The sequence below is a fragment of the Salinilacustrithrix flava genome, from assembly GCF_041228405.1.
In the GTDB taxonomy this organism is placed as follows: Bacteria; Actinomycetota; Acidimicrobiia; order Acidimicrobiales; family Salinilacustritrichaceae; genus Salinilacustrithrix; species Salinilacustrithrix flava.
In genome coordinates, this window is record NZ_CP133888.1 from 1,612,061 (window position 1) to 1,634,075 (window position 22,015).

Below are 22,015 nucleotides of genomic sequence, written 5' to 3' on the forward strand. Positions count from 1 at the left end.
CCTGCCAGATCGGGGTCAGTGCGAGTGCGTGCCGGGGATGCCGAGGCGCTCGACGGTGTCGGGGCCGAAGTCGATCTCGATGAGCACGGCCGGCTCGTCGCCCACCACCCAGCTGTCGTGACCGGGGTCGATGTGCACGCCGATGGGTGCGGTGAAGTCGAAGGTGCAGCCGTCGGGGTACTCGCCGGCCAGGCGCCCCTTGGCCAGGAAGCCGACGTGGGCGTGCTCGCAGAAGTCGGTGCCGACGTGGGGCTTCACGTGCTCGGACCACTTGCCGCCGACGCCGTAGACCAACCGCTTCACCCGGGCGTCGCCCACCGCGAACAGGTCGATGTCGATGCCGGCGAAGGACTGGTGCTCGCCGCCCTCGATCGGTTCCACCAGGGGATCGGACGCCATGGTCGGACGGTACCCCGAGCCGTACGGTGAGCGCGATGCCGGCGACGTCCGCACCCCGCAGCCTCGGTGCGCGGCTGCTGCCGGGCCTCGCCGTCCTGCGCGCCTACCGGCGACCCTGGCTGCGCACGGACGTCTTCGGCGGGCTCACCGTCGGCGCCATGCTCATCCCCCAGTCGATGGCCTACGCCGAGCTGGCCGGGATGCCGCCGGTCACGGGGTTCTACGCCGTCATCGGGGCGCTGGTCATCTACGCGCTGGTCGGGACCAGCCGCCACCTCGGGGTCGGGCCCGAGCCCGGCACCGCCATCCTCGCCGCCACCGGGGTCGGCGCGATCGCCGCCGGTGACCCGGGCCGGTACCTGGCGCTCATGGCCGCGCTCGCCCTGGTCGTGGCCGCGATCTGCATCGCCGCTGCCGTGGTGCGCCTCGGGTTCGTGTCGTCGCTGCTCTCCAAGCCGGTGCTGGTCGGCTACATCACCGGCGTCGGGCTCACCCTGCTCAGCAGCCAGATCGCCGGGTTCACCGGCGTGGACATCGAGGGCGACACCTTCTTCCCCCGGTTCGCCGAGCTGCTGGGCGAGCTGGGCGACATCCACTGGCCCACCCTCGTGGTGGGGGCCGCCGCGCTCGGCGTGATCGTCGGGCTGCGACGGTGGGCGCCCCAGCTCCCGGGCGCGCTCATCGGGGTGGTCGGTGCCGGCGTGGTGGTGGCGCTGCTGGACCTCGACGCCGACGGCATCGCCCTCATCGGCGCGATCCCGGCCGGCCTCCCGACGCCGGCGGTGCCCGACGTGTCCTGGTCCGACATGGCCGCGCTGCTCCCCGTCGCCGCCGGCGTCGCCCTCGTGGGCTTCACCGACAACCTGCTCACCGCCCGCTCGATCGCCGCCCGGCGGCGGGACCCCGAGGCCGCCCCGATCGACGCCAACCAGGAGCTGCTCGCCCTCGGCCTCACCAACCTGAGCGCCGGGCTCTCGCAGGGCTTCCCGGTGTCCTCCAGCGCCAGCCGCACAGCGGTCCCGGCGTCGCTCGGTTCCACCACCCAGCTCGTGTCGCTCATCGCTGCAGCGTCGGTCGTCGTGTCGCTGACGGCAGGGCGGTCCCTGCTGGAGCACATCCCCCGGCCGGCCCTGGCCGCGGTGATCATCGCCGCCGCACTCGCCATCATCGACGCGCCGGGGTTCCGGGACCTGTGGCGGGTGAGCCGCACCGACGCGGCGATCGCCGTGGCGACCACGCTCGGCGTCATCGTCTTCGACGTCCTCGTCGGGGTGGTCGTCGCCGTCGTGCTGTCGGTGCTCGCCGCGCTCTCGCACATGGCCCGGCCCCACGACGCCGTGCTGGGTGACCTGGCCGGCCTCGACGGCTGGGTCGACGTGGACGCCTACCCCGATGCGATGACCGAGCCGGGCCTGCTCGTCTACCGCTTCGACGCCCCGCTGTTCTTCATGAACGCCGGCCGGTTCCGGGCACGCGTCGAGCAGGTGCTGGAGGACAACGTCGGCCGGGAGGAGTGGTTGGTGCTCGACTTCGAGGGGGTGGGCAGCCTCGACACCACCGCGGTCGACTCCCTGCGCGAGCTGCTCGAGGACATGGAGGAGGCCGACGTCGCCGTCGTGGCGGTGGCCCGGGCGATCGATCCCGTGCTCGGCGTGCTGGACCGCGCCGGCCTGCTCGTGCCCACCGGACCGCTCGTGTCGTTCCCGACGATCAACGCTGCGGTGCGCGCCTACCGCGACCGGGCGGGGTCCTAGCCCGTTTCGCCGAACAGCGCCCCGGGGTTGAGGATCCCGTTGGGGTCGAACGCTGCCTTGATGCGTCGCATGAGCGCGACCTTGGTCGGGTCCTCCAGCTCCAGCCAGTACTTGGCCTTCGTGCGACCGAGGCCGTGCTCGCCCGAGATCGCCCCGCCGTGGTCCATGCCGAGGCGGAACAGCTCCAGCATCATCTCGTACCGCACGTCGGGGTCGGGCTGGAACACCGACAGGTGCACGTTGCCGTCGCCGGCGTGGCCGCAGCCGGCGATGAAGGTCCCCTTCGCCTGGGCGAGCTCCGACACGGCGGTGAGGAACGAGTCGATCGACGCCCGGGGCACCACGACGTCGATGATGTCGTCGGCGCCGGCGCCCTTCGCCAGCCAGAACGCCTTCTCCCGGGCTTCGATCAGCTGGGTGGCGGCGTTGGACGGGAGCACGTACACGTCGATGGCCCCCAGGTCGGCGACCAGCTCGGCCAGCGCCTGGATGTCGCTCTCGAGCCGGTCCTCGTGGCGATCCTCGAGCTGGACCACCAGGTAGGCGAGGGCGGTCGCCTTGATGTCCTCGGGCACGCCGACCTCCACGCCGAGGGTGTTCTCGATGCCCGACATCGTGAGCATGTCGATGTACTCGAGGATCATCGGGCCGATGCCGCTCTTGACGATGGCGGGCACGGCCGCGGTGACCTGGTCGAGGGTGGTGAACGGGGCGAGCACCGTGGCCCGGTGCTCGGGGCGCGGGTAGAGCTTGAGGATCGCCTGCGTGACCACGGCGAGGGTGCCCTCCGAGCCGACGATGAGCTGGGTGAGGTCGTACCCGGTGGAGCCCTTCACGAACTTGCCGCCGGTGGTGACGACCTCGCCCGACGGCAGCACGGCGCGCAGGCCGAGCACCTGGTGGCGGGTGACGCCGTACTTCACGGCCCGCATGCCGCCGGCGTTGGTGGCCACGTTGCCGCCGAGGCTGGCGCTGTACTCGCCGGGGAACACCGGGTAGACGAGCCCCCGAGGTGCGAGCGCCTGGTCGAGCTGGTCGAGCGTGACGCCCGGTTGCACGACCGCCACCAGGTTGTCCTCGTCGATCTCGATGATCTCGGCCATCCGGTCGAAGGCGATCACGGCGCCGTCCGGGCGGGGGATGGCCGCACCGGACAGGCCGGTGCCGCTGCCCCGGGCGGTGACGGGGATGCCGTTCGCGTCGCAGGCGGCGAGGACGGCCGCCACCTGCTCCTCGGTCTCGGGCGTGACCACGGCGGCGGGGACCACCGGGTCGATGCCGAGCGCCTCGTCGTGGTGGAAGTCGTCGCCGGCATCCGCCCCGCTGCGGACCAGCTGCTCGGGCACGACGCCCCGCAGCACCTCGACGACGTCCACGGTCCCCGGCTCGGCCATGTCCGCGGATCGTACGGGGTGACGGAGGTCAGAGCAGCCGGTGGTCCCGGGCCGCCTGCACCGCCGCGCGGCGGTCGCCGACGCCGAGCTTGCGGTAGATGGCCCGGCAGTGGGTGCGCACGGTGTTGATCGACACGTAGAGCTCCCGGGCGATGTCGCGCTGGCTCAGCCCGCTCGGCAGGTAGCGCAGCACGGCCAGCTCCCGGTCGGTGAGCTGCTCGACCAGGCCGGCGGCCGGCGCAGGTCGGGAGGTCGGGGTGCCGTGGCGGGCCTCGGCCCGGGCGAGGTGGCGGCCGGCGATGCCGGGGTCCGGGCAGCGGTCGAGCACCGAGTGGGCCTCGTCGAGCAGGACCGCGCCGGCGTCGTCGCCGAGGTCGAGGAGCGTGTCGCCGCACAGGGCGAGGACGAAGCCGAAGGCGAGCGGGGTGGAGGAACGACGGGCGCTGGCCAGCGCGAACGCGACGTCGTCGCGGGCCGGCGCCTCGTCGTCGGCCGTGCGGGCCCGGACGGCGAACGCGGGCGCCACGCCGTGGTAGCCGGCCAGGCCGAACCGCTCGGCCGTGTCGATCGCCACCTGCGCGGCCCGGTGGGCGACGGCGGGAGCGCTGTGCTCGAGCTCGGCCACGCAGCGGTGGACGAGGGAGACGGTCTGGGCCGACCGGTTGTGCGTGGCGTCGGCACCGGCCGCCGCGACCTCGAGGGCAGCGCGGGCCTCGTCGACCATGCCGGCCCAGCCGTGGGCGGCGCCCACGGCGGTGGCCAGCTCCGCCGGGCCGCCGTCACGCAGGCACGCAGGCAGCACAGCCCTCGCCACGTCGAGCGCGCCGGTGACGTCACCGGTCGCCAGGGAGAGGTTGATGCGCAGCGACGTGGATGCCGGGAAACCGGCGGGCTCCAGTCCCAGCACGACGCCGAGCCACTGCTCGGTCTCGGCGTAGCGACCGCCGAGGAACGCGCACCAGCCAGCCAGGACCGCGCAACCCACGTCCGCGCGGGCGACCTCGCCCAGACGGGTCAGCAACCCGCTGAGCGTCTCGACCTGACCGGCCCGCAGCAACCGGGGACCGAGGACGTGCAGCAGCCGGGCGGCGCCGTCGAGGTCGTCAGCGGCGAGGCGGTGCGCGATGGCTCGGCCGTGGTCGTCGGCGGCCTCGAACCAGGTGGCGGCGCGCCGGTGGAGCTCGGGGAGGTGGTCCGGCATGGACGCCTCCGCCTCGAGGTGGAGCAGGTCGCGGAGGAGGCGGTGGTAGCGGAACCACGTCCCGGTGCGGTCGAGGGCCACCAGCAGCTGGTTGGACCGCGCCGTCTCCCGGAGCCATTCGGCACCGCCGTGCGTGCCCGTCACGGCGTCGACCAGCTCGCCGCTCAGCTCGTCGAGGACCGATGTCTCGAGCAGGCGCCGGTGGTCGTCGTCGGCGAGGCCGGTGAGCAGCTCGTCGCGGAGGTACTCCACGACCAGGTGATCGTCGCCCCGGAACGCAGCGACGAAGGACTGCGGGTCGTCGGCGCGCTGGAGGGAGAGCCCGGCGAGCACGAGCCCGGCGGCCCAGCCCTCGGTGCGTCCGCACAGCTCGGCGAGCAGCTCGGGGGCGAGGGGGGACGTGGTGTCGCCGAGCAGCCCGGCGGCCTCCTCGGGGACGAACCGGAGGTCGTCGGCGCGGACCTCGGCCACCTGGTTGCGGACGCGCAGCCGACCGATCCGGAACGGCGGATCCATGCGGGTGGCGAGGACGACCGTGACCTGCGGCGGGCAGAGGTCGACGAGGCGCTCCACGCCCCGGTGGATCCGCTCGTCGTCGACGAGGTGGTAGTCGTCGATCACGAGCAGGAGGGGTTCGCCGAGGTCGGCCAGCCGGTTGACCAGCTCCGGGACCACTGCGTCGCCGTCGCCGCGCGATCCGGCGATCACCGGCTGGAGCTCGGCGCCGAGCGCGGGCTGGGTCCGACCGATCGCCCGGGCGAGGTAGGACCAGAACCGGGCCGGGTCGGAGTCGGGTTCCTCGACCTGCAGCCAGGCCACCGCCTCGGACCGGGTGGCGAGCCAGGCAGCCAGGAGCGTGGTCTTGCCCGAACCGGCCGGCGCGCTCACCAGGACCAGCGGGACGTGGCGGTCGAGCGCGGCGTCGAGGGCGTCGTCGAGCCGGGACCGGTGCACCAGGTGCCGGGGCGGCGCGGGCGGCTGCACCTTGGTGGCGGCGAGGCCCGGCTGCCAGTCCTCGGTCATCGCTGGTCACCCTACGGTCGCATCTCACCCGGATGAGATGGCGGGGTGGATGAGGCGCTCCCGTCCGGGGCAGCGGGATGGTGGCCCCATGCCCGCCACGACCACCTACGAGATCGTCCTGCGGGGCCGGCCCAGCGCCCGGCTCCTGCGGCCGCTGCTCGACGCCTTCACCTTCGACCACGGGAGTGACGGCGTCACCCGCCTCGTCGGGGAGATCGGCGACCGGTCGCATCTGCACGGCGTCCTCGCCCACCTCACGTCGGTGAACGTCGACGTGGTCTCGATCGGGCCCGCCCCCACCCCTGACGCCCCCACCACCCACGGAGCACAGACATGATCACCGTCACCGGACTCACCAAGCACTACGGCGACCGGATCGCCGTCGACGACCTCGGCTTCGACCTGGCCGCCGGCCGGGTCACCGGCTTCGTCGGCCCGAACGGTGCCGGCAAGTCCACCACCATGCGGATGATGGTCGGGCTCACCCGACCCGACCGTGGCGAGGTCCGCTACGACGGCATCCGCTACGGCGACCTCCAGCACCCGGCCCGCATGGTCGGTTCGGTCCTCGATGCCCGCTGCATGCACCCGGGCCGCACCGCCCGGAACCACCTGCGGGCCAGCGCTGCCCTGAGCGGCATCCCGGCCCGCCGGGTGGACGAGGTGCTCGCTGACGTCGGTCTCGAGAGCGTGGCCGACGACAAGGCCGGCGGCTTCTCCCTCGGCATGCGCCAGCGGCTGGCGCTGGCCACCGCGCTGCTGGGGGACCCCCGGGTCCTCCTGCTCGACGAGCCGTCCAACGGTCTCGACCCCGACGGCATCCGCTGGATGCGGCACCACCTGCGCGCCTTCGCCGATGCCGGCGGCACGGTCTTCGTGTCCAGCCACCTCATCGCCGAGCTGGCCCGCTTCGCCGACGACCTCGTTGTGGTCGGCGGCGGCCGGCTCATCGCCGCCGAGACCGTCGACTCCCTCACCGCCCGGACCGGGCAGTCGCTCGAGGACAGCCTCCTCGAGATGACCGCCGGCGCCGCCGAGTTCGCCTCCGCATGACCGCTCCACCCACCGCCACCACCACTCCGGAAGAAGGTCCCACCATGACCACCACCGAGCTCCCGCTCCCCACCGACCGCATCGTCGCGGCCCCTGCTCGCAGGCGAGACCTCGCCCAGCTCCGGGCGGTCCTGCGCAGCGAGTGGATCAAGTCCACCACCGTGCGGACGAACAAGACGATCGTCGCCGCGGCCGTGGTCGTCGGCCTGTTGACCTCGTGGGCCACCGCCATGTTCATCACCGACGAGGGCATGAACGCCGCCGAGGTCGCCGCCGGCTCGACCGCGCTCACCGCCGTGCTGGCCGCCATCGCCGGCATCCTGCTGTTCAGCGCCGAGGCCCAGCACGGGACCCTCGCCGGCGCACTCACGGCGCAGCCGGCACGCTGGCCGGTCGTGGCCGGCAAGGCCGTCGCCGCCACCGCCTTCGGACTGGCGCTGGGTGTGGTCGGTCTCCTCACCGGGTTCGCCGGTGCCCTCGCCGGCGGGCTCGAGGTCGGCGACACGAGCGGGAAGCCGTCGATGTGGCTCTGGGCCCTGCTCTACGTCTGCGGCTCGGCCGTGCTCGGGCTGGGCGTGGGGATGCTGATCCGCCACAGCGCCGGCGCCATCTCGGGCCTGCTCGTGTGGTGGCTGGTGGTCGAGGGCCTCATCGTCGGGTTCGCCCCGGGCGAGTTCTCCCGGTTCGTGCCCTTCGACACCGGCTGGCGGTCGCTCGGGATCGTCTCGGACCTGGATCCCGACGCCGTCGTCGCCGCCGGCCTGTCCAACGCGGCCCACGCTGGGATCTTCTGGGTCTACGTCCTCGCGGCCCTGGTGATCGGTGCCGTCCTCGTGCAGCGCCGCGACGTCGACTGACATGTCGCCCCTCGGCTCAGAAGCGCTCGAGCGCCTCCGGGCCGAGGTCGGCGATGCTCGGGTAGCCGCCGAGGGTGAGGGCCAGGTCGAGCTCGGCGAGCAGGCAGCGAAGCACGTGCTCGACGCCGGCCTGGCCGTCCAGCGCCAGCCCGTAGAGGAAGGGCCGGCCGAGCAGCACGGCCTCGGCACCGAGGGCCAGGGCCTTGACGACGTCGGTGCCGGTGCGGATGCCGGAGTCGAACAGGATCGTGGCCCGGTCGCCGACGGCCTCCACCACCCGGGGGAGGGCGTCGAGGGAGCCCATGGCGCCGTCGACCTGGCGGCCGCCGTGGTTGGACACGACGATGCCCTCCACGCCGGCGTCCACCGCCGCCCGCGCGTCGTCGGGGTGGATGATGCCCTTCAGCACGATCGGGCCGTCCCAGCGCTCCCGCAGGAAGGGGAGGTCGGCGAGGCTGAGGCCGGGGTTGGGGAACATGCCGGCCCACAGGAACGTGGCCGAGCCCGGGTCCTCCTCCGGCGAGCGGTCCAGCTTCGAGCGGAAGGCCGGGTCGGACAGGTAGTTGGCCACGCCGACGTTGGAGAGGAACGGCAGGAAGCCCCGGTCGAGGTCGGCCGGCCGCCAGCCGAGCAGCGTGGTGTCGAGGGTGACGACCAGGGTCTCGTAGCCGCTGGCCTTCGCCCGCTCGAGGAAGCTCTCGGTCACGTCCGGATCGGTCGGGTAGTACAGCTGGTACCAGCGGGACCCGGCGCCGCTGGCCTCGGCCACCTGCTCGAAGTCGTGCGACGCGGCCGTGGAGTGGATGTAGGTGAGGCCCATCTCGGTGGCCGCCCGGGCGGTGGCCAGCTCGCCCTGGGGGTGGGCGAGGGTCTGCACGCCGACCGGGGCGATCATCACCGGCGCGGCCATCTCCGTGCCGAGCACGGTCGTCGAGTGGTCGCGCTCGGCCGTGCCCCGGAGCATGCGCGGGATGATGCGCCAGCGATCGAACGCCTCCCGGTTGGCCCGGGTGGTGGCGCCGTCGCCGGCGCTCGGGACGATGTAGCCCATCGCCTCGGGCTCCAGCACCTCTCGCGCCTGGTCCTCGATGCGGGCCAGGTTGGTGGTGAGGTCCGGCGTGGTGCCGTTCATCATCCCGTCGAGGTAGATGCCGACCTGGAAGTCACCGAAGTTCGCCATGGACCGAGCCTGTCATCCCAGTGCGGCGAGGAGCGCGTCCTCCACGCGCTGGGCCCGCTCGAAGTCGCCGACGTGGGACGTGAGGAACGCCCACGCCAGGGCGTCCGCCGGCCGCGCTGCCGCCCACTGACCACCGAGGCCTCCCATGCCGATGTCGTCGCCGCCGATCTGCCCGCCGGCGAGGCTCCACGTGACCTCCTCGCCGACGAAGTGGTCGTGCGCCGTGACGCCGGGCCGGTCGACCAGCGGGGGCAGGCGGCCCTCGAGCAGCCGCTGGTGGAAGGTGGCCAGGCCGAGGGCGGTGGCGTGCCCGTTCACAGCCGGGATCTCGCTCGTGCGCCAGGCGTCGGTGTGCACGTCGGGGCGAGGTCCGAGCGAGCGCGCCCGCAGCGATGCAGCATCGCCGCACACGTCGGCCCAGTAGGCATCGTCGAGGCCCACGGTGTCCGCCACCCGGTGCAGGTCGGCGGTTGGGACGCCGACGTGGACGTCGAGGCCGAGCGGGCCGGTGAGCTCCTCGCGCAGGAAGGTGCCCAGGGTGCGGCCGTCGACCCGGCGGACGAGCTCGCCGGCGAGGAACCCGAAGGTGATGGCGTGCTCGCACACGATCTCGCCGGGCGCCGCATCGGGTGGTTGCGCGGCGAGCGCGCTCGTCGTGGCGGACCAGTCGGTGAGGTCGGCGTCGGGGCAGGCGATGCGACCGGCGCAGTGGGTGAGGACGTGGCGGACGAGGAGGCGGTCGTCGCCGAGCTCGGGCCAGACCGATGCCACCGGTTGGTCGAGGTCGAGGCGGCCGCGGTCCACCAGTGCCAGGACGCAGGCGCCGGTGACGGGCTTGATGGCCGACCAGGTGTGGACGAGCGTGCGCGGCGTGAGCCCCTCGGTGGTGGCGTCGACCACGACCTGGCCGTCGACGATGGCGGCGACGGCCACGCCGGGGCCGCACGTGGCCATGGCGTCGGCGACGCCCTCGTAGCCCGGGGCGGTCAGGCCCTCCACGGCGGTCAGGGCTGGCGGCCGAGGAACCCGAGCAGGCGGTCCTGCGCCGGTGCGTCGTCGGGCACGGGGACCTCGGGCCCGAACACGCCGGGCGTGCGCAGCGTGTCGCCCATGGGCCGGAGGCGGGCGTCGAGCCGCTCGATCTCGTCGGCCGGCATGGGTTCGTGCTCCGGGAGCCCGGCGGCGCGGGCGATGTCCCACGCGTGGATGAGCAGGTCCGCGCTCATGAAGTCGTCGACCGTGGCGGCGAAGGTGGTCTGGCCGAACATGCCGGCGTACTCCGTCTGGGCGGTGGCGGGGTCGTCGAGGCCCCGCTGCATGGCGTCCCGGACGAGGCGCCAGCAGGCCCGGACGTCGTCCTCACCCTCGAGCGAGGGTTCGAGGTCGAAGCGGGCGAGGAAGCCGTGCTGGCTCTCGACCACGTGCTCGAGCACCTGGCGGGTGGTCCAGCCCTCGCACGGCGAGGCGGCGTCCCAGGCGTCCTCGGGCACGTCGTCCACCACGGCGGTGAACCGTTCGGCGAGATGTCGGTAGCGGTCGGCGGGGTCGGTCATGGCGCCAGTCAACCCCAGGGGGTCTGACACCGCTCGCCCGTCTGTCTGCGGGTTGACTGGTCGGATCGAGGAAGCCGACGACGACCACGGGCCCGATGCCGACTTCGATCCGGAGCGGTTGGCGGTCTGCGCCTACTGGCGCTGCGGCGTGCTGTTCGAGCGGCGCTCCGCCAACCAGCGGTACTGCCGGAAGGCGTGTCGCAGCCGGGACGCCAAGTGGCACCGAGCGCAGGAGCGCCGTGCCGCGCGGGACGCTGCGAAGGAGCGGCGGCGGACCGATCGGCGGTGACGGGGCCGATGCTCGGGGCGCACGGTCTCAGACGTCGACGAGCTCCAGTCGGACGGCGGTCACGGTGCCGTCGTCGATGCCCTCGGCCCGCCGGACCTCCTTCTTCACGGGAAGGATGTATGCCCCGCGCTTGGTGTCGGGGAAGACCGACGTGGCCCAGGTGGTCGCCCCGATGCGGACGCGCACCCGCACCGACCCGAACCCCCGCTGCAGGTGCGACGTCCGCTCCTCGATGTCGTCGGAGACGTCCTCCGGCACCGTGAGGAAGTGCCAGGCCGCGTCGCCCTGGTGCAGCCAGACCTCGGCGCTGAACTCGTAGCTCACCGGGGGGACGGTACGTCCGACCTCGGTCAGATCTCTGCGAGATCGGGGTTGCGAGAGCGAACACCAGTTCGATATGGTGCAAAACATGACAAAGGGGCCCGTGACGACGGCGGAGGTGCTGGAGGTGGTCGCTGGCGTGCACGACCTGTGCCGGCGGCTCGACCCCGACGCCATCCCGCTGCACGAGGTCCCCGATGCGTTCGATGCGCTGACCTCGCTCGAACGGCTCGGTGGCGGCGCCGTGCTGCGCATGGCGGCCCGCTACGACGAGGCCGGCGCCTGGAAGCGCAACGGCGCCAAGTCGGCCGAGGACGACATCGCCCGCAAGACCGGCACGCCCACCGGCTCGGCCCGGCGGAAGCTCAACACCAGCAAGCGCCTGAAGCGCCAGCCCAAGACCGACGAGGCCGTCCGTCGGGGTCAGGTGTCGCCGGACCAGGCCAACGAGGTGTCCGACGGAGCCGACGCGTCGCCGGAGGAGGAGGACGAGCTGATCCGCTCGGCGCGCAGGGACCCGCTGCACGAGCTGCGCAAGCGGACGGCCGCCGCGAAGGCCAAGGCGGACCGTGACCGGGAGGAGACCCGTCGGCGTCTGTTTCGCTCCCGGGAGGTGAAGCGCTGGAACGACACCGAGGGGATGGGCAACCTGCTGCTGCGGTTGCCGGCCGATGTGATGGCCGAGGTCGACGCCGCCCTCAAGCCGCGGGTCGAGCGGGCCTTCGCCGATGCTCGCGACGCCGGCCGGTTCGAGCGGCGCGAGGCGCTCACGGCCGACGTCGCCCGGGATCTGCTGCTCGGCGGCGGCGACGACGCCGGTGCCAAGCGATCGAGCCAGGCGGTGCGGCCGGAGAAGAAGGTCATCGCCCTCATCGATGTGCCGGCTCTGAACCGGGGCCGGGTCGAGGGCGACGAGGTCTGCGAGATCGCCGGCGTCGGTCCCGTCTCGGTGTCCGCCGTGCGTGCGCTGATGTCCGATGCGTTCCTCACGCTCGTGTTCCGGAACGGTGAGGACGTGCGCAACGTGACCCACCTCGGCCGCCAGGTCACCGCCCGGCAGCGCACCGCCATGGAGGCCCGGGGCTGCAGCTGCGAGCGGGAGGGGTGCGGAGGCACCTACCTGCTCGACATCGACCACAACGAGGGCTGGACGCTCACCCACGAGACCCGCCTCGACGACCTCAGCTGGCTGTGCTGGCACTGCCACGACCTCAAGACCCGCAACGACCTCCGGTTGGTCGGCCCACCGGGACGGCGACGGTTCGAGACCCGGAAGGGCAAGCCGTGGCATGCGCCGCCGGCGAGCGGTGCGCCGCCGGGCGCGGCCTGCGGTGCGGGTGGGACGGATCCGCCCGCCCGTCGCCCGGAGCCCGAGCAGGGCACGTTCACCCTGGCCGACTGACGCAGCCGTCGGCTTCAGCCCCGAACCCGAGCCCCCAGCCCCCGCCGGCGTGCCCGGAGACCGTCGTGGTCCCGGGCGCGCTGCTGCGCGCCCGGCGGGGACTCGCCGAGGGCACGGTCGAGGTGCTCCAGCGGGGCGAGGCCGTCCCGGTCGATGCCGAGCGGCGGGGCCCGATCCGCGTCCGGTACTCGGGTGGTGGGCCGGGGCCGGCCTGACAGACTTCGCCGGCATGGCGGCGATGACACGAGCGCGGGGGTGGGGCGTCGTCGTCCTCGTCGCCCTCGGCGCAGCGGTGGCCCAGGCCTTCGGGCGCTTCACCTACAGCGTGCTGCTGCCCGCGGTGCGCGACGACCTCGGTGTGTCCAACACCGTCGCCGGCCTGCTCGGCACGGCCAACGTCGCCGCCTACCTGGCCGGCACCCTGCTGATCATCCGGGCCACGGCCACCGTCCGGCTCATGACCATCATGCGGGTCGGGTTCACCCTGTCCCTCACCGGCCTGGCCATCGCCGCCGTGGCCCCGAACGGCGCGGTGCTCGCCCTCGGCCTGGTCGTGATGGGCCTCGGTGGCGCCTGCATCTGGATCCCGTCGCCGGCGATCGCCGCCGCCGCCGTCCCGCCGGCCCGCCGGGGCACGGCCGTGGGCATGATCGGCGCCGGCATCGGCACGGGCATCGTGTTCGCCGGTCGCCTGTCCGAGGCGCTGCGCGACCGCTGGGGGGTCGAGGCCTGGCAGGACGTGTACCGGATCGAGACCGCCATCGGCCTCGTGGTCGCCCTCGCCATCGTCGTCCTCCTCCGACCCGACGCCGAGCCGGCGCCGGCCCGCACCGGCAGCGGCCTGGCCGTGCTGCGCACCATGCAGGGTTGGGTGCCCCTCACCCTCGCCTACGCCGCCTTCGGGTTCAGCTACCTGCTGGCCATCACCTACCTCACCGCCCGCCTCGAGGACGACGCCGGCTACAGCGACGGCCGGGCCGCCGGCGTGTTCGCCGCCGTCGGCCTCGCCACCATCGTCGGTGGCATCGCCCTCGGTGCCGTCGCCGACCGGATCGGTCCCCGCCCGTCGCTCGTCGGGGGCTTCGCCCTCTTCGCCGCCGGCACCGGGGGCATCCTGAGCGGACAGACCGCGGCCGTGCTCGCCGGCGGCGTCGCCATCGGGATGATGTTCGGCGGCCTGCCGTCGGTGATCGCCACCTACATCGTCCAGGCCAGCGACCACGTCACCTACGGCCCCCGCTACGCGGTCGCCACCCTCGCCTTCGGCATCGCCCAGGTGACCTCGCCCCAGATCGGCGGGCTGATCGCCGACCTCACCGGATCCTTCACGATGGTGTTCCTGCTCTCGGGCGGCGTGGCCCTGCTCGGCGCGGTGGCGTCATCGATGCTGCCGACCCCGGAGCCCGAGCGCGAGCGCGTGGCGGCGGCGCGGGCGTGAGCGGGGGACGCGGTGCCGGGGGAGCGATCGCCGTGCTGTGTCCGCACCCCGACGACGAGGCCATCTTCTGCGGCGGCACCATCCGGGCCCTCGCCGAGGCCGGCCACCGCGTCGTGATCATCGCCGCGACGAGCGGCGACACCGCCGAAGGCGAGCCGAGCCGGGCGCTGCGCGACCTGCGCCGGCGCGAGCTCGAGGTCGCCGGCGACATCCTCGGCGCCGCAGCCGTCCACCACCTCGGATACGTGGACTCCGGCATCGGACCGGTGTCGCCGCCCGAGGCCTTCGTCCACATCCCGGTCGACCACGCCGCCGCCGAGCTGGCGGCGATCCTCGAGCGCGAGGGGGTGGGGTCCCTCGTCGCCGACGGACCAGAGGGCATCTACGGCCACCCCGACCACATCCACGCCCACGACGTGTCGGCCCGCGCCGCCGAGCTGGTCGGCATCGCCACCCGCTACGAGATGACGGTGGACCGGGAGCACCTCCACTTCGTCGACGTCCACGTGGTCGAGACCGCGACCGAGGCCGTGACCGAGACCTGGCACGGCCACACCGGCACCTACGGCCACACGACCGTGGAGATCGACCTGCTCGTCGACGTCCGGACCCACATCGAGGCCAAGCGTGCCGCGTTCGCCGCCCACGCCAGCCAGCTGCCCGAGCACTCCGAGACCATGCGGCTCGACGCCGACGCCTTCGCCGCGGTCTACGGCATCGAGTGGTTCAACCGCCGCGGCCCCGCCGGGCCGCTCGACGACCTGGTCGGATAGCCCGTCGGATCGGGTGGACCCGGGTCAGAACGGGACCGATTGGGTGAGCAGTCCCGGACCCTCGGCCCGGTCGGCGAGGATCCGGCAGAACGCCACGGCGTCGAGCTCGATGTCCTCCCCGCCCGTCCCGGATGCCCACGTCCCGCCGGCCGGGCCGGTCAGGCGGAGGGTGAAGGGCTGGCCGTGGCGCCGAGCCCACTCGGCGACGACGTCGGCGACGATCCGACCGTCGTGGTCCGGCGTGAGCTCCATCGGTGCGCCGGTGGCGCGGGTGATGTCGACCCGGTGCATCCACGTGTCGCGGGTGAGGATGATGTCGAAGAGGTAGCCGGCCTTCCACGTCTCGGGCCCGTCGGGTCCGTCCTCGGTGGTGCGGATCTGGCGCATGAGGCGCCGGCTGCCCCGCCACGCCGCCTGCACCGGACCGCGGGCCTCGAGCCGGTCGAGCAGCTCGGACCGGGACAGTCCGGCATGGGCCTGCACCTGCACGGCGGTGAGGCCGTCGATGAAGGGTCCGTCGCCGGCGGCCTTGCCCCCGGCGCGCATGTCCCGGGCGAAGCGGCGCAGGGACGAGAACGTCTCGACCATGCCGAGCACGTGGCCGGCCATGGCCCGCACGTCCCACAGCGGGCAGTCGGTCGGTGCCGCCCACCCGTCGTCGTCGAGCGAGCGCAGCAGGGCGACCATCCGTGCGGTCTCGGTCTCGGCCAGCCGGATCGACTCGGGCCGGGCGATGGCCGGCACCTCATCGACGTTCGTGATCTGCATCATGGTTCCCCCCTGGTTGTCCTGGTCCGTGTCTCGGTCGGTGTCTTGCGTTCGAGGTGGGCGACGAGCATCTCGACGGCGTCGTCGACCAGGCGCAGCCAGCGGTCGCCCCCCGGGTCGTTGCTGATCTGCTGGGCCGCCAGCCCCGAGCCGACGGCCGTGGCCAGGTCGAGGTCGGCCGGGTCGTCGAAGCCGAGGTCCCCGAACCACTCGCCCAGCACCTCCAGGCCCTGCACCGCGATGGCGTAGGACTCGGGCGAGGGCTCGAAGCCGGGGATGGTCCGCTGGAACAGCAGCTGGTGGCGGACGTGGTCGCTGGCGCAGAACTCAACGAAGTGCCGCAGGCTCGCCTTGAGGTCGGTCATCGTCTCGCCGGTGCGGGGCAGGTCGACCACCTCGTCCAGGAACTGCTGGCAGCCCTCGGCGTACATCGCGTCGTAGATGGCGAGCTTGGAATCGAAGTAGGAGTACAGCGACGGCGCCCGCATCCCGACGGCGGCCGCGAGGTCGCGCAGGGACAGCCCGGCCAGCCCCTCGGCCCGGCACCGCTCCCAGGCCGCGGCCACGATCTCGTCGCGCGTGCGCTCCCGCTGCTCCGCCCGTCGGTCCCGGACCGGCGCGGCCCCCACGTCCGTCTCCCCTCTACCTAACATCGTTCGAACTATGGAACAGCGTTCGGGGCGTGTCAAGTGGATCCCCCTCCAAGCCGGCTCCACGAGAGCTCCACGGGGCGCGGGTGACGGTGATCGCACCAAGAAGACCAGCCCCACCCCGAGGAGCACCCGTGATCACCATCACCCCCACCACCGGCCCGCTGGGCTCGCCCGCCGGATCGGTCCGGCCCGACGCCCACAGCCACCACGCCGCCGACCCCGCGCTCGACGGCACCCGGGCAACCTGGCCCCTCGCCGGTGCCGTCGCCGGCGCCGCCAGCCTGGTCGCGGCGATGGCCGGCATGGCCACCATCACCGAGGAGCAGTACCTCGAAGGCGTCGGCCTCATCGACGACCTGGAGCGAGGCGGTTACTACATCTCCTTCGTCGTCGGCCTGATCGGCGTCGCCGCCCTGTTCATCGCCGCCGCCGGCTGGCGCCGCTGGGCCCAGCACCGTGCCGCCGACGACCTCGCCGCCGGCACCATCGCCACCGCCCTGTCGGCCACGGCGACGGTGAACATCATCGGCTACTCGATGGCCGGCGCCCTGGCGCTGTACCTCGACGGCGGCTTCGACGAGGGCACGATGTCCGACGAGTCGCTGTTCGTGAACTTCGCCTACCTGGACTTCGGCACCCTGTTCGGCTGGTGGGGCGCGATGCTCGCCGCCGCCTGCGTGGCGTTCCTCGCCTTCCGGCGCCGGCTCCTGCCCCGCTGGATGGGCGTCGTCAGCCTCGTCACCATGGCGATCCCGCTCGGCTTCGCCCTGTTCACGGCGCTGCCGGGGATGCCCGGGATGATCATGCCGCTGTGGCTCGTGGCCATCAGCGTCGGCATGGTGTTCTCCCGCACCGCAGGCGCCTCGGCCGGCGTCCCGCGATGACCCCCGGCCCGCTGCACCTGGCCGGCGACGCCTGGCTGGTCCGTGACCTCCCGACCGTGGCGCAGTCCGACGGCAGCGCCGGCCCGGCCCGGTTGCACGCCAACGCCATGGTGCTCGCCGGCGAGGAGCCGGTGCTGGTCGACACCGGCGCCGGCGCGGACCGGCGCGGCTACTGGGCCCAGGTCGAGGCCCTCCTCGACCCCGTCGACGTGCGCTGGATCTTCCTCAGCCACGACGACGCCGACCACCGGGGCAACCTGGGGGAGGTGCTCGACCGGTGCCCGACCGCCACGCTGGTGGCCGGGCGCCGGCTCATCCACCGGCTCACCCTCGACCGGGAGCTGCCGACCGAGCGGTGCCGCTGGGTGGCCGACGGCGACGTCTTCGACGTCGGCGACCGACCGTTGCTGGCTGTGCGCCCCCCGGCGTACGACCTGCCCACCACCCGGGGCCTCTTCGATGCCACCACCGGCGTCTACTGGGGAGCCGACTGCTTCGGGACCCCGGTGCCGGCCGACATCGCCGACGTCGCCGACCTCGACGACGACGTGTGGGTGGAGGGCTTCACCGCCTTCCACCTGCTGCTCAGCCCCTGGATCCGTGACGTCGATCCGATCCGGTGGCGTCAGGCCGTCGGACGGGTCGCCAGCCTCGGCGCCACCACGATCGTGAGCGCCCACGGCCCGGTGATCCGCGGCCCCCAGGTGGGCCGGGCGCTGGATCTGGCCTTCGGCCTCGCTGGGGCGTCGATGCCGGCTGCCGCCGAGCGGTTGGCCGCGGCGCTCGCCCGCCGGTTTCACGACCCCGCGGTGGGCGGCCGGATCTAAGATCCGCCGGTGCGGATCTCGGTGCTGGGCCCGTTGGAGGCCCGTCGCAGCGACGGCGGCGATGCGCTCCCCCTCGGGGGACTGCGCCAGCGTGCCGTCCTGGCCCGGTTGGCGGTCGCGGGTGGCGACACCGTCCCGGTCGAGCGGATGGTGGACGACCTCTGGGACGGGGAGCCACCGCCCTCGGCGGTCAACACCCTGCAGAGCTACGTGTCCAACCTGCGGCGGGAGCTGCGAACCGGCGACGACGTCATCGTCGAGCGGTCGGGTCCGGGCTACCGGCTGTCGCCCGCAGTCGAGCTGGTGTCCGGGCGCTTCGAGCAGCTGGTGGCTTCGGCGGCCGAGGCGCCCCTGGGCGAGCGGGTCGCCCTCCTCGACCAGGCCCTCGGGCTGTGGCGGGGACCGGCGCTGGTGGAGCTGGCCGACCAGTCCTGGGCCGAGGCCGAAGCGGCCCGGCTCGACGAGCTGCGGCTGTCGGCCATCGAGGCCCGCTACCAGGCGCTGCTCGACACCGGCCAGCACCAGCGGGTGGTCGGGGACCTCGAGCGGGCGGTGGCCGACCACCCGCTGCGGGAGGGCCTCACCGCCCAGCTCGTCCTCGCCCTGTACCGGTCGGGGCGCCAGGCCGATGCGCTGCGGGCCTACGAGCGCACCCGCGCCATGCTCGCCGAGGAGCTCGGCCTCGACCCCATGCCCGAGCTCGTCGCCCTGGCCGACCGGGTGCTGGTCCAGGACCCCGAGCTGGCGGCGCCGCCGGCCGAGCCCGCCGCTGCGCCACCCGCACCGACGGCACCGGCCCGACCGGCGCCGGACCTCGCGTCGGTGATCGCCGCACCGCTGCCCCGGGCCGCGACCGTCGGCCACGGGCGCGAGCTGATCGGCCGTGGTGAGGAGCTCGCCCGGCTCGACGACGCCCTCGGGGCGCTGCGGGACGGCGACGCGCGGGTCGTGCTCATCGAGGGCGAGGCCGGCGTCGGCAAGACCTCGCTCGTGTCGGCCGCGGTGGGCGACGTGCACGCCGTGGGCGGGATCGTGCTGTGGGGTCGGTGCTCGGCCGAGCACCTCGTCGCCTACCAGCCCGTGCTCGATGCCGTGCGGGCCTTCGAGCGCAGCCTCGACCGAGACGTCGCCGCCGCGCTCGGCGAGCGCCATCCGGTGCTCGGCCACCTCCTCGGCCGGACCGACGCCCCGATCAGCGAGCGTGACCCCTACGAGCTCTACGAGTCCGTCGCCGCGCTGCTGCGCGACCTGGCCTCGGCGCGTCCGCTCGTCCTCGTGGTCGACGACCTCCACTGGGCCGATCGGTCGTCCCTCGCGCTGCTCGCCCACCTCGTCACCCAGGGCCGCGTCCCGGGCCTCGGGCTGGTCGGCACCGTCCGCCGGCCGGCGGGTCGGTCGACGGTCGACCTCGACCGGTTCGTCGCCGACCTCCGCCGGGCCGGCTCCACCGACGTCCTCGACCTGCCCGGCATCGATGCGTCGTCGGTCGCCGAGCTGCTCGACCGCTGCGGGCGACCCGTGGATGCCGCCGTCGCGGACGCGGTCCACGCCCGCACCGGGGGCAACCCGCTGTTCGTGGAGGCGCTCTCGACCCAGGCCGACGACCTGACCGCCACCGACCCCCGCCAGCTGCCCCACACGGTGCGCGAGACCCTGGACCTGCGGGCCGCATCCCTCGACGCCGACGACCTGCACGTCCTCGTCACGGCCGCCGCCGTCGGCGACCCCGTCGACCTGCACGTGCTCGCCGAGGTCTGCGAGTGCGGGATGGACCGCGTCCTGGACGTGGTCGACATCGGCGTCGCCGCCGGGCTCCTCGTGGAGGACCCCGAGGTGGTCGGGCGGGTGTCGTTCACCCACGCGCTGGCCCGCGACGCGCTGATCGCCCGGTCGACGCGGAACCGGGAGGCGCAGCTGCACCTGCGGATCGCCGACGTCCTCGCCGCACGCCCCGAGCCGGTGGCCGATGCCGTGCTGGCCCAGCACCTGCGGGCCGCCGGCGCCCTGTGCCCGGCCGAGCGGGCCGCCGCCGCGTCGGTCGCCGCCGCGCGTGAGGCGCACGACCTGCTCGCACCCGACGAGGCGCGCACGTGGGCCGGCCGGGCGCTCGCGCAGCTCGACGCCTCCCCCGCCCCGGTGGGGGGAGCCGACGACCTCCGCTGGACGGCGAGGCTGATCATCTCGCAGGCCTGCCGCCACCTCGGCGACCGGGACGAGGCCGCCGAGGTCGGCGCGGCGCTGCTGGAGCAGGCCCGCCAGTCTGGAGATCCCCAGCGGATCACCGTCGCCGCCGAGGAGGCCGTGCTCGGGACGGCGAACATCGGCTTCAGCTTCGGCTTCGTCGACGAGGAGCTGCTCGCCCTCCTCGACGACGCCCTGACCTCCATCCGGTCGGGGGGCGAGGACCACCCGGCGGAGGAGGCGACCCTGCTGGCCTGGTCGTCGATCGCGCTGGCGGGCGGCCCGCCGACGGTGCGCCAGCGCGACCTGGCGGCCCGAGCCGCGAAGGCGGCCGAAGCCAGCTCGGGCTGCCCCGACGTGCGCGCCATCAGCGCGCTGGCCCTGCGGTTGGCGCAGCCCGGCCCGGGTGCGGTGGAGGACCGCCTGGCCCTCCACGACGAGATGCTCGTCGACGCCGTCGCCGCCAGGTGGACGGACCTCGAGGTGCTCGCCCACGTCCTGGGTGTGACCGACCTGCTCGAAGCGGGCCGCGTCGGCGAGTCGCGTGACCTGCTCGAGGTGCTGCGCGAGCGCCTCAGCCCGCACCACCGGCCGGGCTTCGACACCTACCTCCACTTCATCGACGCCTGCTTCGCGCTGCTCGACGGCGAGGTGGATCGGGCCGAGGAGCTGAGCAACCGGGGCCTGGTCGACGGCGAGCGTGCCCACGGCACCAACGCCACGCAGGCCTGGGCCGCCCAGCAGTTCATGGTCGGCTGGGAGCGCGGCCAGCTCGCCGGGTTCGTGGACGTCACCGCGTCGATGGTGGCGGACTTCCCCGACGTCGCCTCGTGGCGCCCGGCGCACGCCGCGGCCCTGATCGCCGCGGGCGATCCGGAGCGGGGGCTCGAGGTGGTGCGCCCGCTGGTCGAGGCGGACCGGTTGCTCGTCCCGCCCGACCTGCTCTGGTCGACATCGCTGGCGATGCTGGGTGACGTGGTCTGGGTGGTGGACGACCCCCACCTCGGACGGGTCGTGGCCGACGCGCTCGAGCCGGTGCAGCACCGCGTCGCCGTCACGGCGATGGGTGCGCTGTCCCTCGGCCACCTGGTCCGCCAACGGGGGCTGGCCCTCGCCGCAGCCGGCGACCTGGCCGGCGCCGACGCCGCGCTCGCCCTCGCCGTCGAGCGGGCCGACGCCTGCGGGTTCCGCCCGTGGGCCGCCCGCGCCCGCGCCGAGCGGGCGACGGTGCTGGAGCGGCAGGGCCTCGACGGGACGGCGCTGCGAGCCGAGGCCACCGCCGCGGCCCGGGCCCTCGGGACCGCGCTCACCCTGACCGGCTGAGGCCAGGACGGGCCGGTCAGCTGATCTCGGCGCCCTCGGGCTGGGCCCGCATCTCGCCCACGTCGGCCCCCTTCAGCATGCGGATCACGAGCTGGCCGTTGGTGAGGGTGGCCTCGATGCCGGCGCCGTAGCCCTCGGGCACCTCCAGCTCGCGCTCGTAGCCACCGAAGTCCCACTCGTCGAGCAGATACTCGCGCGGCGCGGCGCTGCGCAGGTGGGCCCAGAACCGCAGGTGCGTGCCGCGCTTCTCGATGTGGACGTCGCTGCGCTGCACCGCGCACATCGGCGCGACGACGACGAGCGCCTCGGGCGCCTCGTACATCCGCACCGGCACCCGCTGGGGCGTCATGGTGTCCTCGGTGGCGACGGTCGCGTCCACGACCTCGTGGTGATCGGGGCGGGTCATGGGTCGACCGTACGCCGCGGGGAAGGGCCGGGGAAGGTGGCTCCTCGACGATGCCGACATGCACGACGCCACCGCACTGCTCGATGCCCCACCCGCCGGCGCCCGGATCGTCGCCCGCGGGCTCACCACCGTCCACCGGAACGGGACCGTCGCCCTCGACGGCGTGGACGTCTCGATCGACCCCGGCTCGGTCACGGCCGTGATCGGCCCGAGCGGGGCCGGCAAGACGACCCTGCGCGCCGCGCTGGCCGGGATGGCGCCCGCCCGGTCCGGGTCGGTGTCGATCGACGCCGCGGTCGACCGGGTCGTTCGCCCCCGGCGCCGATCCCACGGCGG

22 protein-coding genes and 1 pseudogene are annotated in these 22,015 nt (G+C 74.0%); 13 read left to right on the top strand and 10 right to left on the bottom strand.

Annotation, left to right across the window (positions count from 1 at the left end; genetic code table 11):
- Positions 1–15: 15 nt before the first annotated feature.
- Entirely contained in the window at positions 16–399 is a 384-nt protein-coding gene (locus RGQ06_RS07990) for a hypothetical protein (protein ID WP_432427096.1), read from the bottom strand.
- Between the two features lie 35 nt (positions 400–434).
- Here RGQ06_RS07990 and RGQ06_RS07995 point away from each other — a divergent pair, with 35 nt between their 5' ends.
- Entirely contained in the window at positions 435–2,153 is a 1,719-nt protein-coding gene (locus RGQ06_RS07995; RefSeq protein WP_432427095.1) for a SulP family inorganic anion transporter, read from the top strand.
- Here the strand turns inward: RGQ06_RS07995 and RGQ06_RS08000 are convergent.
- Together RGQ06_RS08000 and RGQ06_RS08005 are read right to left on the bottom strand one after the other, a co-directional pair.
- A complete protein-coding gene (locus RGQ06_RS08000) occupies positions 2,150–3,547 on the bottom strand; it encodes an FAD-binding oxidoreductase (RefSeq protein ID WP_432427094.1) in 1,398 nt (465 codons plus the stop codon). The genes RGQ06_RS07995 and RGQ06_RS08000 overlap by 4 nt on opposite strands.
- A 28-nt stretch (positions 3,548–3,575) precedes the next feature.
- Positions 3,576–5,771 carry a LuxR C-terminal-related transcriptional regulator gene (locus RGQ06_RS08005; protein WP_432427093.1) on the bottom strand — a complete coding sequence of 732 codons (2,196 nt, stop codon included), beginning with the start codon at positions 5,769–5,771 and terminating at the stop codon, positions 3,576–3,578.
- Between the two features lie 88 nt (positions 5,772–5,859).
- Between RGQ06_RS08005 and RGQ06_RS08010 the strand changes: the two genes are divergently transcribed.
- From RGQ06_RS08010 to RGQ06_RS08020, 3 genes are read left to right on the top strand one after another with little or no spacing between them, the layout of a single operon-like run.
- Positions 5,860–6,108, top strand: a complete 249-nt coding sequence (locus RGQ06_RS08010) for a hypothetical protein (RefSeq protein ID WP_432427092.1) — start codon at positions 5,860–5,862, stop codon at positions 6,106–6,108.
- Complete coding sequence (locus tag RGQ06_RS08015) at positions 6,105–6,824, top strand: ABC transporter ATP-binding protein (protein ID WP_432427091.1); 720 nt, start codon at positions 6,105–6,107, stop codon at positions 6,822–6,824. The genes RGQ06_RS08010 and RGQ06_RS08015 overlap by 4 nt, the downstream gene beginning before the upstream one ends.
- A 44-nt stretch (positions 6,825–6,868) precedes the next feature.
- Positions 6,869–7,681, top strand: a complete 813-nt coding sequence (locus RGQ06_RS08020) for an ABC transporter permease subunit (RefSeq protein WP_432427090.1) — start codon at positions 6,869–6,871, stop codon at positions 7,679–7,681.
- A 16-nt stretch (positions 7,682–7,697) separates the two neighbouring features.
- Here RGQ06_RS08020 and RGQ06_RS08025 read toward each other — a convergent pair whose 3' ends face one another.
- From RGQ06_RS08025 to RGQ06_RS08035, 3 genes are read right to left on the bottom strand one after another with little or no spacing between them, the layout of a single operon-like run.
- Complete coding sequence (locus RGQ06_RS08025; protein WP_432427089.1) at positions 7,698–8,861, bottom strand: lactate 2-monooxygenase; 1,164 nt, start codon at positions 8,859–8,861, stop codon at positions 7,698–7,700.
- A 12-nt stretch (positions 8,862–8,873) separates the two neighbouring features.
- The gene (locus tag RGQ06_RS08030) at positions 8,874–9,860 is read right to left on the bottom strand and encodes a serine hydrolase domain-containing protein (protein ID WP_432427088.1); all 987 of its coding nucleotides are present in this window, start codon (positions 9,858–9,860) and stop codon (positions 8,874–8,876) included.
- Between the two features lie 5 nt (positions 9,861–9,865).
- Complete coding sequence (locus tag RGQ06_RS08035) at positions 9,866–10,414, bottom strand: TIGR03086 family metal-binding protein (RefSeq protein ID WP_432427087.1); 549 nt, start codon at positions 10,412–10,414, stop codon at positions 9,866–9,868.
- A gap of 52 nt (positions 10,415–10,466) precedes the next feature.
- Here RGQ06_RS08035 and RGQ06_RS08040 point away from each other — a divergent pair, with 52 nt between their 5' ends.
- Positions 10,467–10,703, top strand: coding sequence for a hypothetical protein (locus tag RGQ06_RS08040; RefSeq protein WP_432427086.1), 237 nt, complete (start codon positions 10,467–10,469; stop codon positions 10,701–10,703).
- A gap of 27 nt (positions 10,704–10,730) precedes the next feature.
- On the opposite strand, the gene RGQ06_RS08045 is transcribed toward RGQ06_RS08040, so the two are convergent.
- Positions 10,731–11,027 carry a DUF1905 domain-containing protein gene (locus RGQ06_RS08045; RefSeq protein WP_432427085.1) on the bottom strand — a complete coding sequence of 99 codons (297 nt, stop codon included), beginning with the start codon at positions 11,025–11,027 and terminating at the stop codon, positions 10,731–10,733.
- A gap of 85 nt (positions 11,028–11,112) precedes the next feature.
- Between RGQ06_RS08045 and RGQ06_RS08050 the strand changes: the two genes are divergently transcribed.
- The 4 genes from RGQ06_RS08050 to RGQ06_RS08065 all read left to right on the top strand — a co-directional run bounded on the left by RGQ06_RS08050 (position 11,113) and on the right by RGQ06_RS08065 (position 14,637).
- Positions 11,113–12,426 (top strand): DUF222 domain-containing protein, encoded by a 1,314-nt coding sequence (locus RGQ06_RS08050; RefSeq protein ID WP_432427084.1) that lies wholly within the window; start codon positions 11,113–11,115, stop codon positions 12,424–12,426.
- Between the two features lie 65 nt (positions 12,427–12,491).
- Positions 12,492–12,641, top strand: a complete 150-nt coding sequence (locus RGQ06_RS08055; protein WP_432427083.1) for a DUF3253 domain-containing protein — start codon at positions 12,492–12,494, stop codon at positions 12,639–12,641.
- Positions 12,642–12,655: 14 nt separating this feature from the next.
- Positions 12,656–13,864: an MFS transporter gene (locus RGQ06_RS08060; protein ID WP_432427082.1), complete on the top strand. Its 1,209-nt coding sequence runs from the start codon at positions 12,656–12,658 to the stop codon at positions 13,862–13,864.
- The gene (locus tag RGQ06_RS08065; RefSeq protein WP_432427081.1) at positions 13,861–14,637 is read left to right on the top strand and encodes a PIG-L deacetylase family protein; all 777 of its coding nucleotides are present in this window, start codon (positions 13,861–13,863) and stop codon (positions 14,635–14,637) included. The genes RGQ06_RS08060 and RGQ06_RS08065 overlap by 4 nt, the downstream gene beginning before the upstream one ends.
- Positions 14,638–14,661: 24 nt before the next feature.
- On the opposite strand, the gene RGQ06_RS08070 is transcribed toward RGQ06_RS08065, so the two are convergent.
- Both RGQ06_RS08070 and RGQ06_RS08075 read right to left on the bottom strand, forming a co-directional pair.
- A complete protein-coding gene (locus RGQ06_RS08070; protein ID WP_432427080.1) occupies positions 14,662–15,408 on the bottom strand; it encodes a maleylpyruvate isomerase family mycothiol-dependent enzyme in 747 nt (248 codons plus the stop codon).
- Positions 15,405–16,034 carry a TetR/AcrR family transcriptional regulator gene (locus RGQ06_RS08075; protein ID WP_432427079.1) on the bottom strand — a complete coding sequence of 210 codons (630 nt, stop codon included), beginning with the start codon at positions 16,032–16,034 and terminating at the stop codon, positions 15,405–15,407. The genes RGQ06_RS08070 and RGQ06_RS08075 overlap by 4 nt, the downstream gene beginning before the upstream one ends.
- 155 nt (positions 16,035–16,189) lie before the next feature.
- Here RGQ06_RS08075 and RGQ06_RS08080 point away from each other — a divergent pair, with 155 nt between their 5' ends.
- Genes RGQ06_RS08080 through RGQ06_RS08090 form a run of 3 tightly spaced genes read left to right on the top strand, consistent with a single transcriptional unit; the run spans position 16,190 to position 21,273 of the window.
- Entirely contained in the window at positions 16,190–16,942 is a 753-nt protein-coding gene (locus RGQ06_RS08080) for a hypothetical protein (RefSeq protein WP_432427078.1), read from the top strand.
- Entirely contained in the window at positions 16,939–17,769 is an 831-nt protein-coding gene (locus RGQ06_RS08085; RefSeq protein ID WP_432427077.1) for an MBL fold metallo-hydrolase, read from the top strand. Before RGQ06_RS08080 ends, RGQ06_RS08085 begins: the two co-directional genes overlap by 4 nt.
- Positions 17,770–17,778: 9 nt before the next feature.
- The gene (locus RGQ06_RS08090; protein WP_432427076.1) at positions 17,779–21,273 is read left to right on the top strand and encodes a BTAD domain-containing putative transcriptional regulator; all 3,495 of its coding nucleotides are present in this window, start codon (positions 17,779–17,781) and stop codon (positions 21,271–21,273) included.
- Positions 21,274–21,289: 16 nt separating this feature from the next.
- On the opposite strand, the gene RGQ06_RS08095 is transcribed toward RGQ06_RS08090, so the two are convergent.
- Positions 21,290–21,679, bottom strand: a complete 390-nt coding sequence (locus RGQ06_RS08095; protein WP_432427075.1) for an Hsp20/alpha crystallin family protein — start codon at positions 21,677–21,679, stop codon at positions 21,290–21,292.
- A gap of 58 nt (positions 21,680–21,737) precedes the next feature.
- On the opposite strand from RGQ06_RS08095, the pseudogene RGQ06_RS08100 reads away from it, so the two are divergent.
- Positions 21,738–21,959: pseudogene (locus RGQ06_RS08100) on the top strand (ATP-binding cassette domain-containing protein); the annotation flags it as partial.
- Positions 21,960–22,015 lie beyond the last annotated feature (56 nt).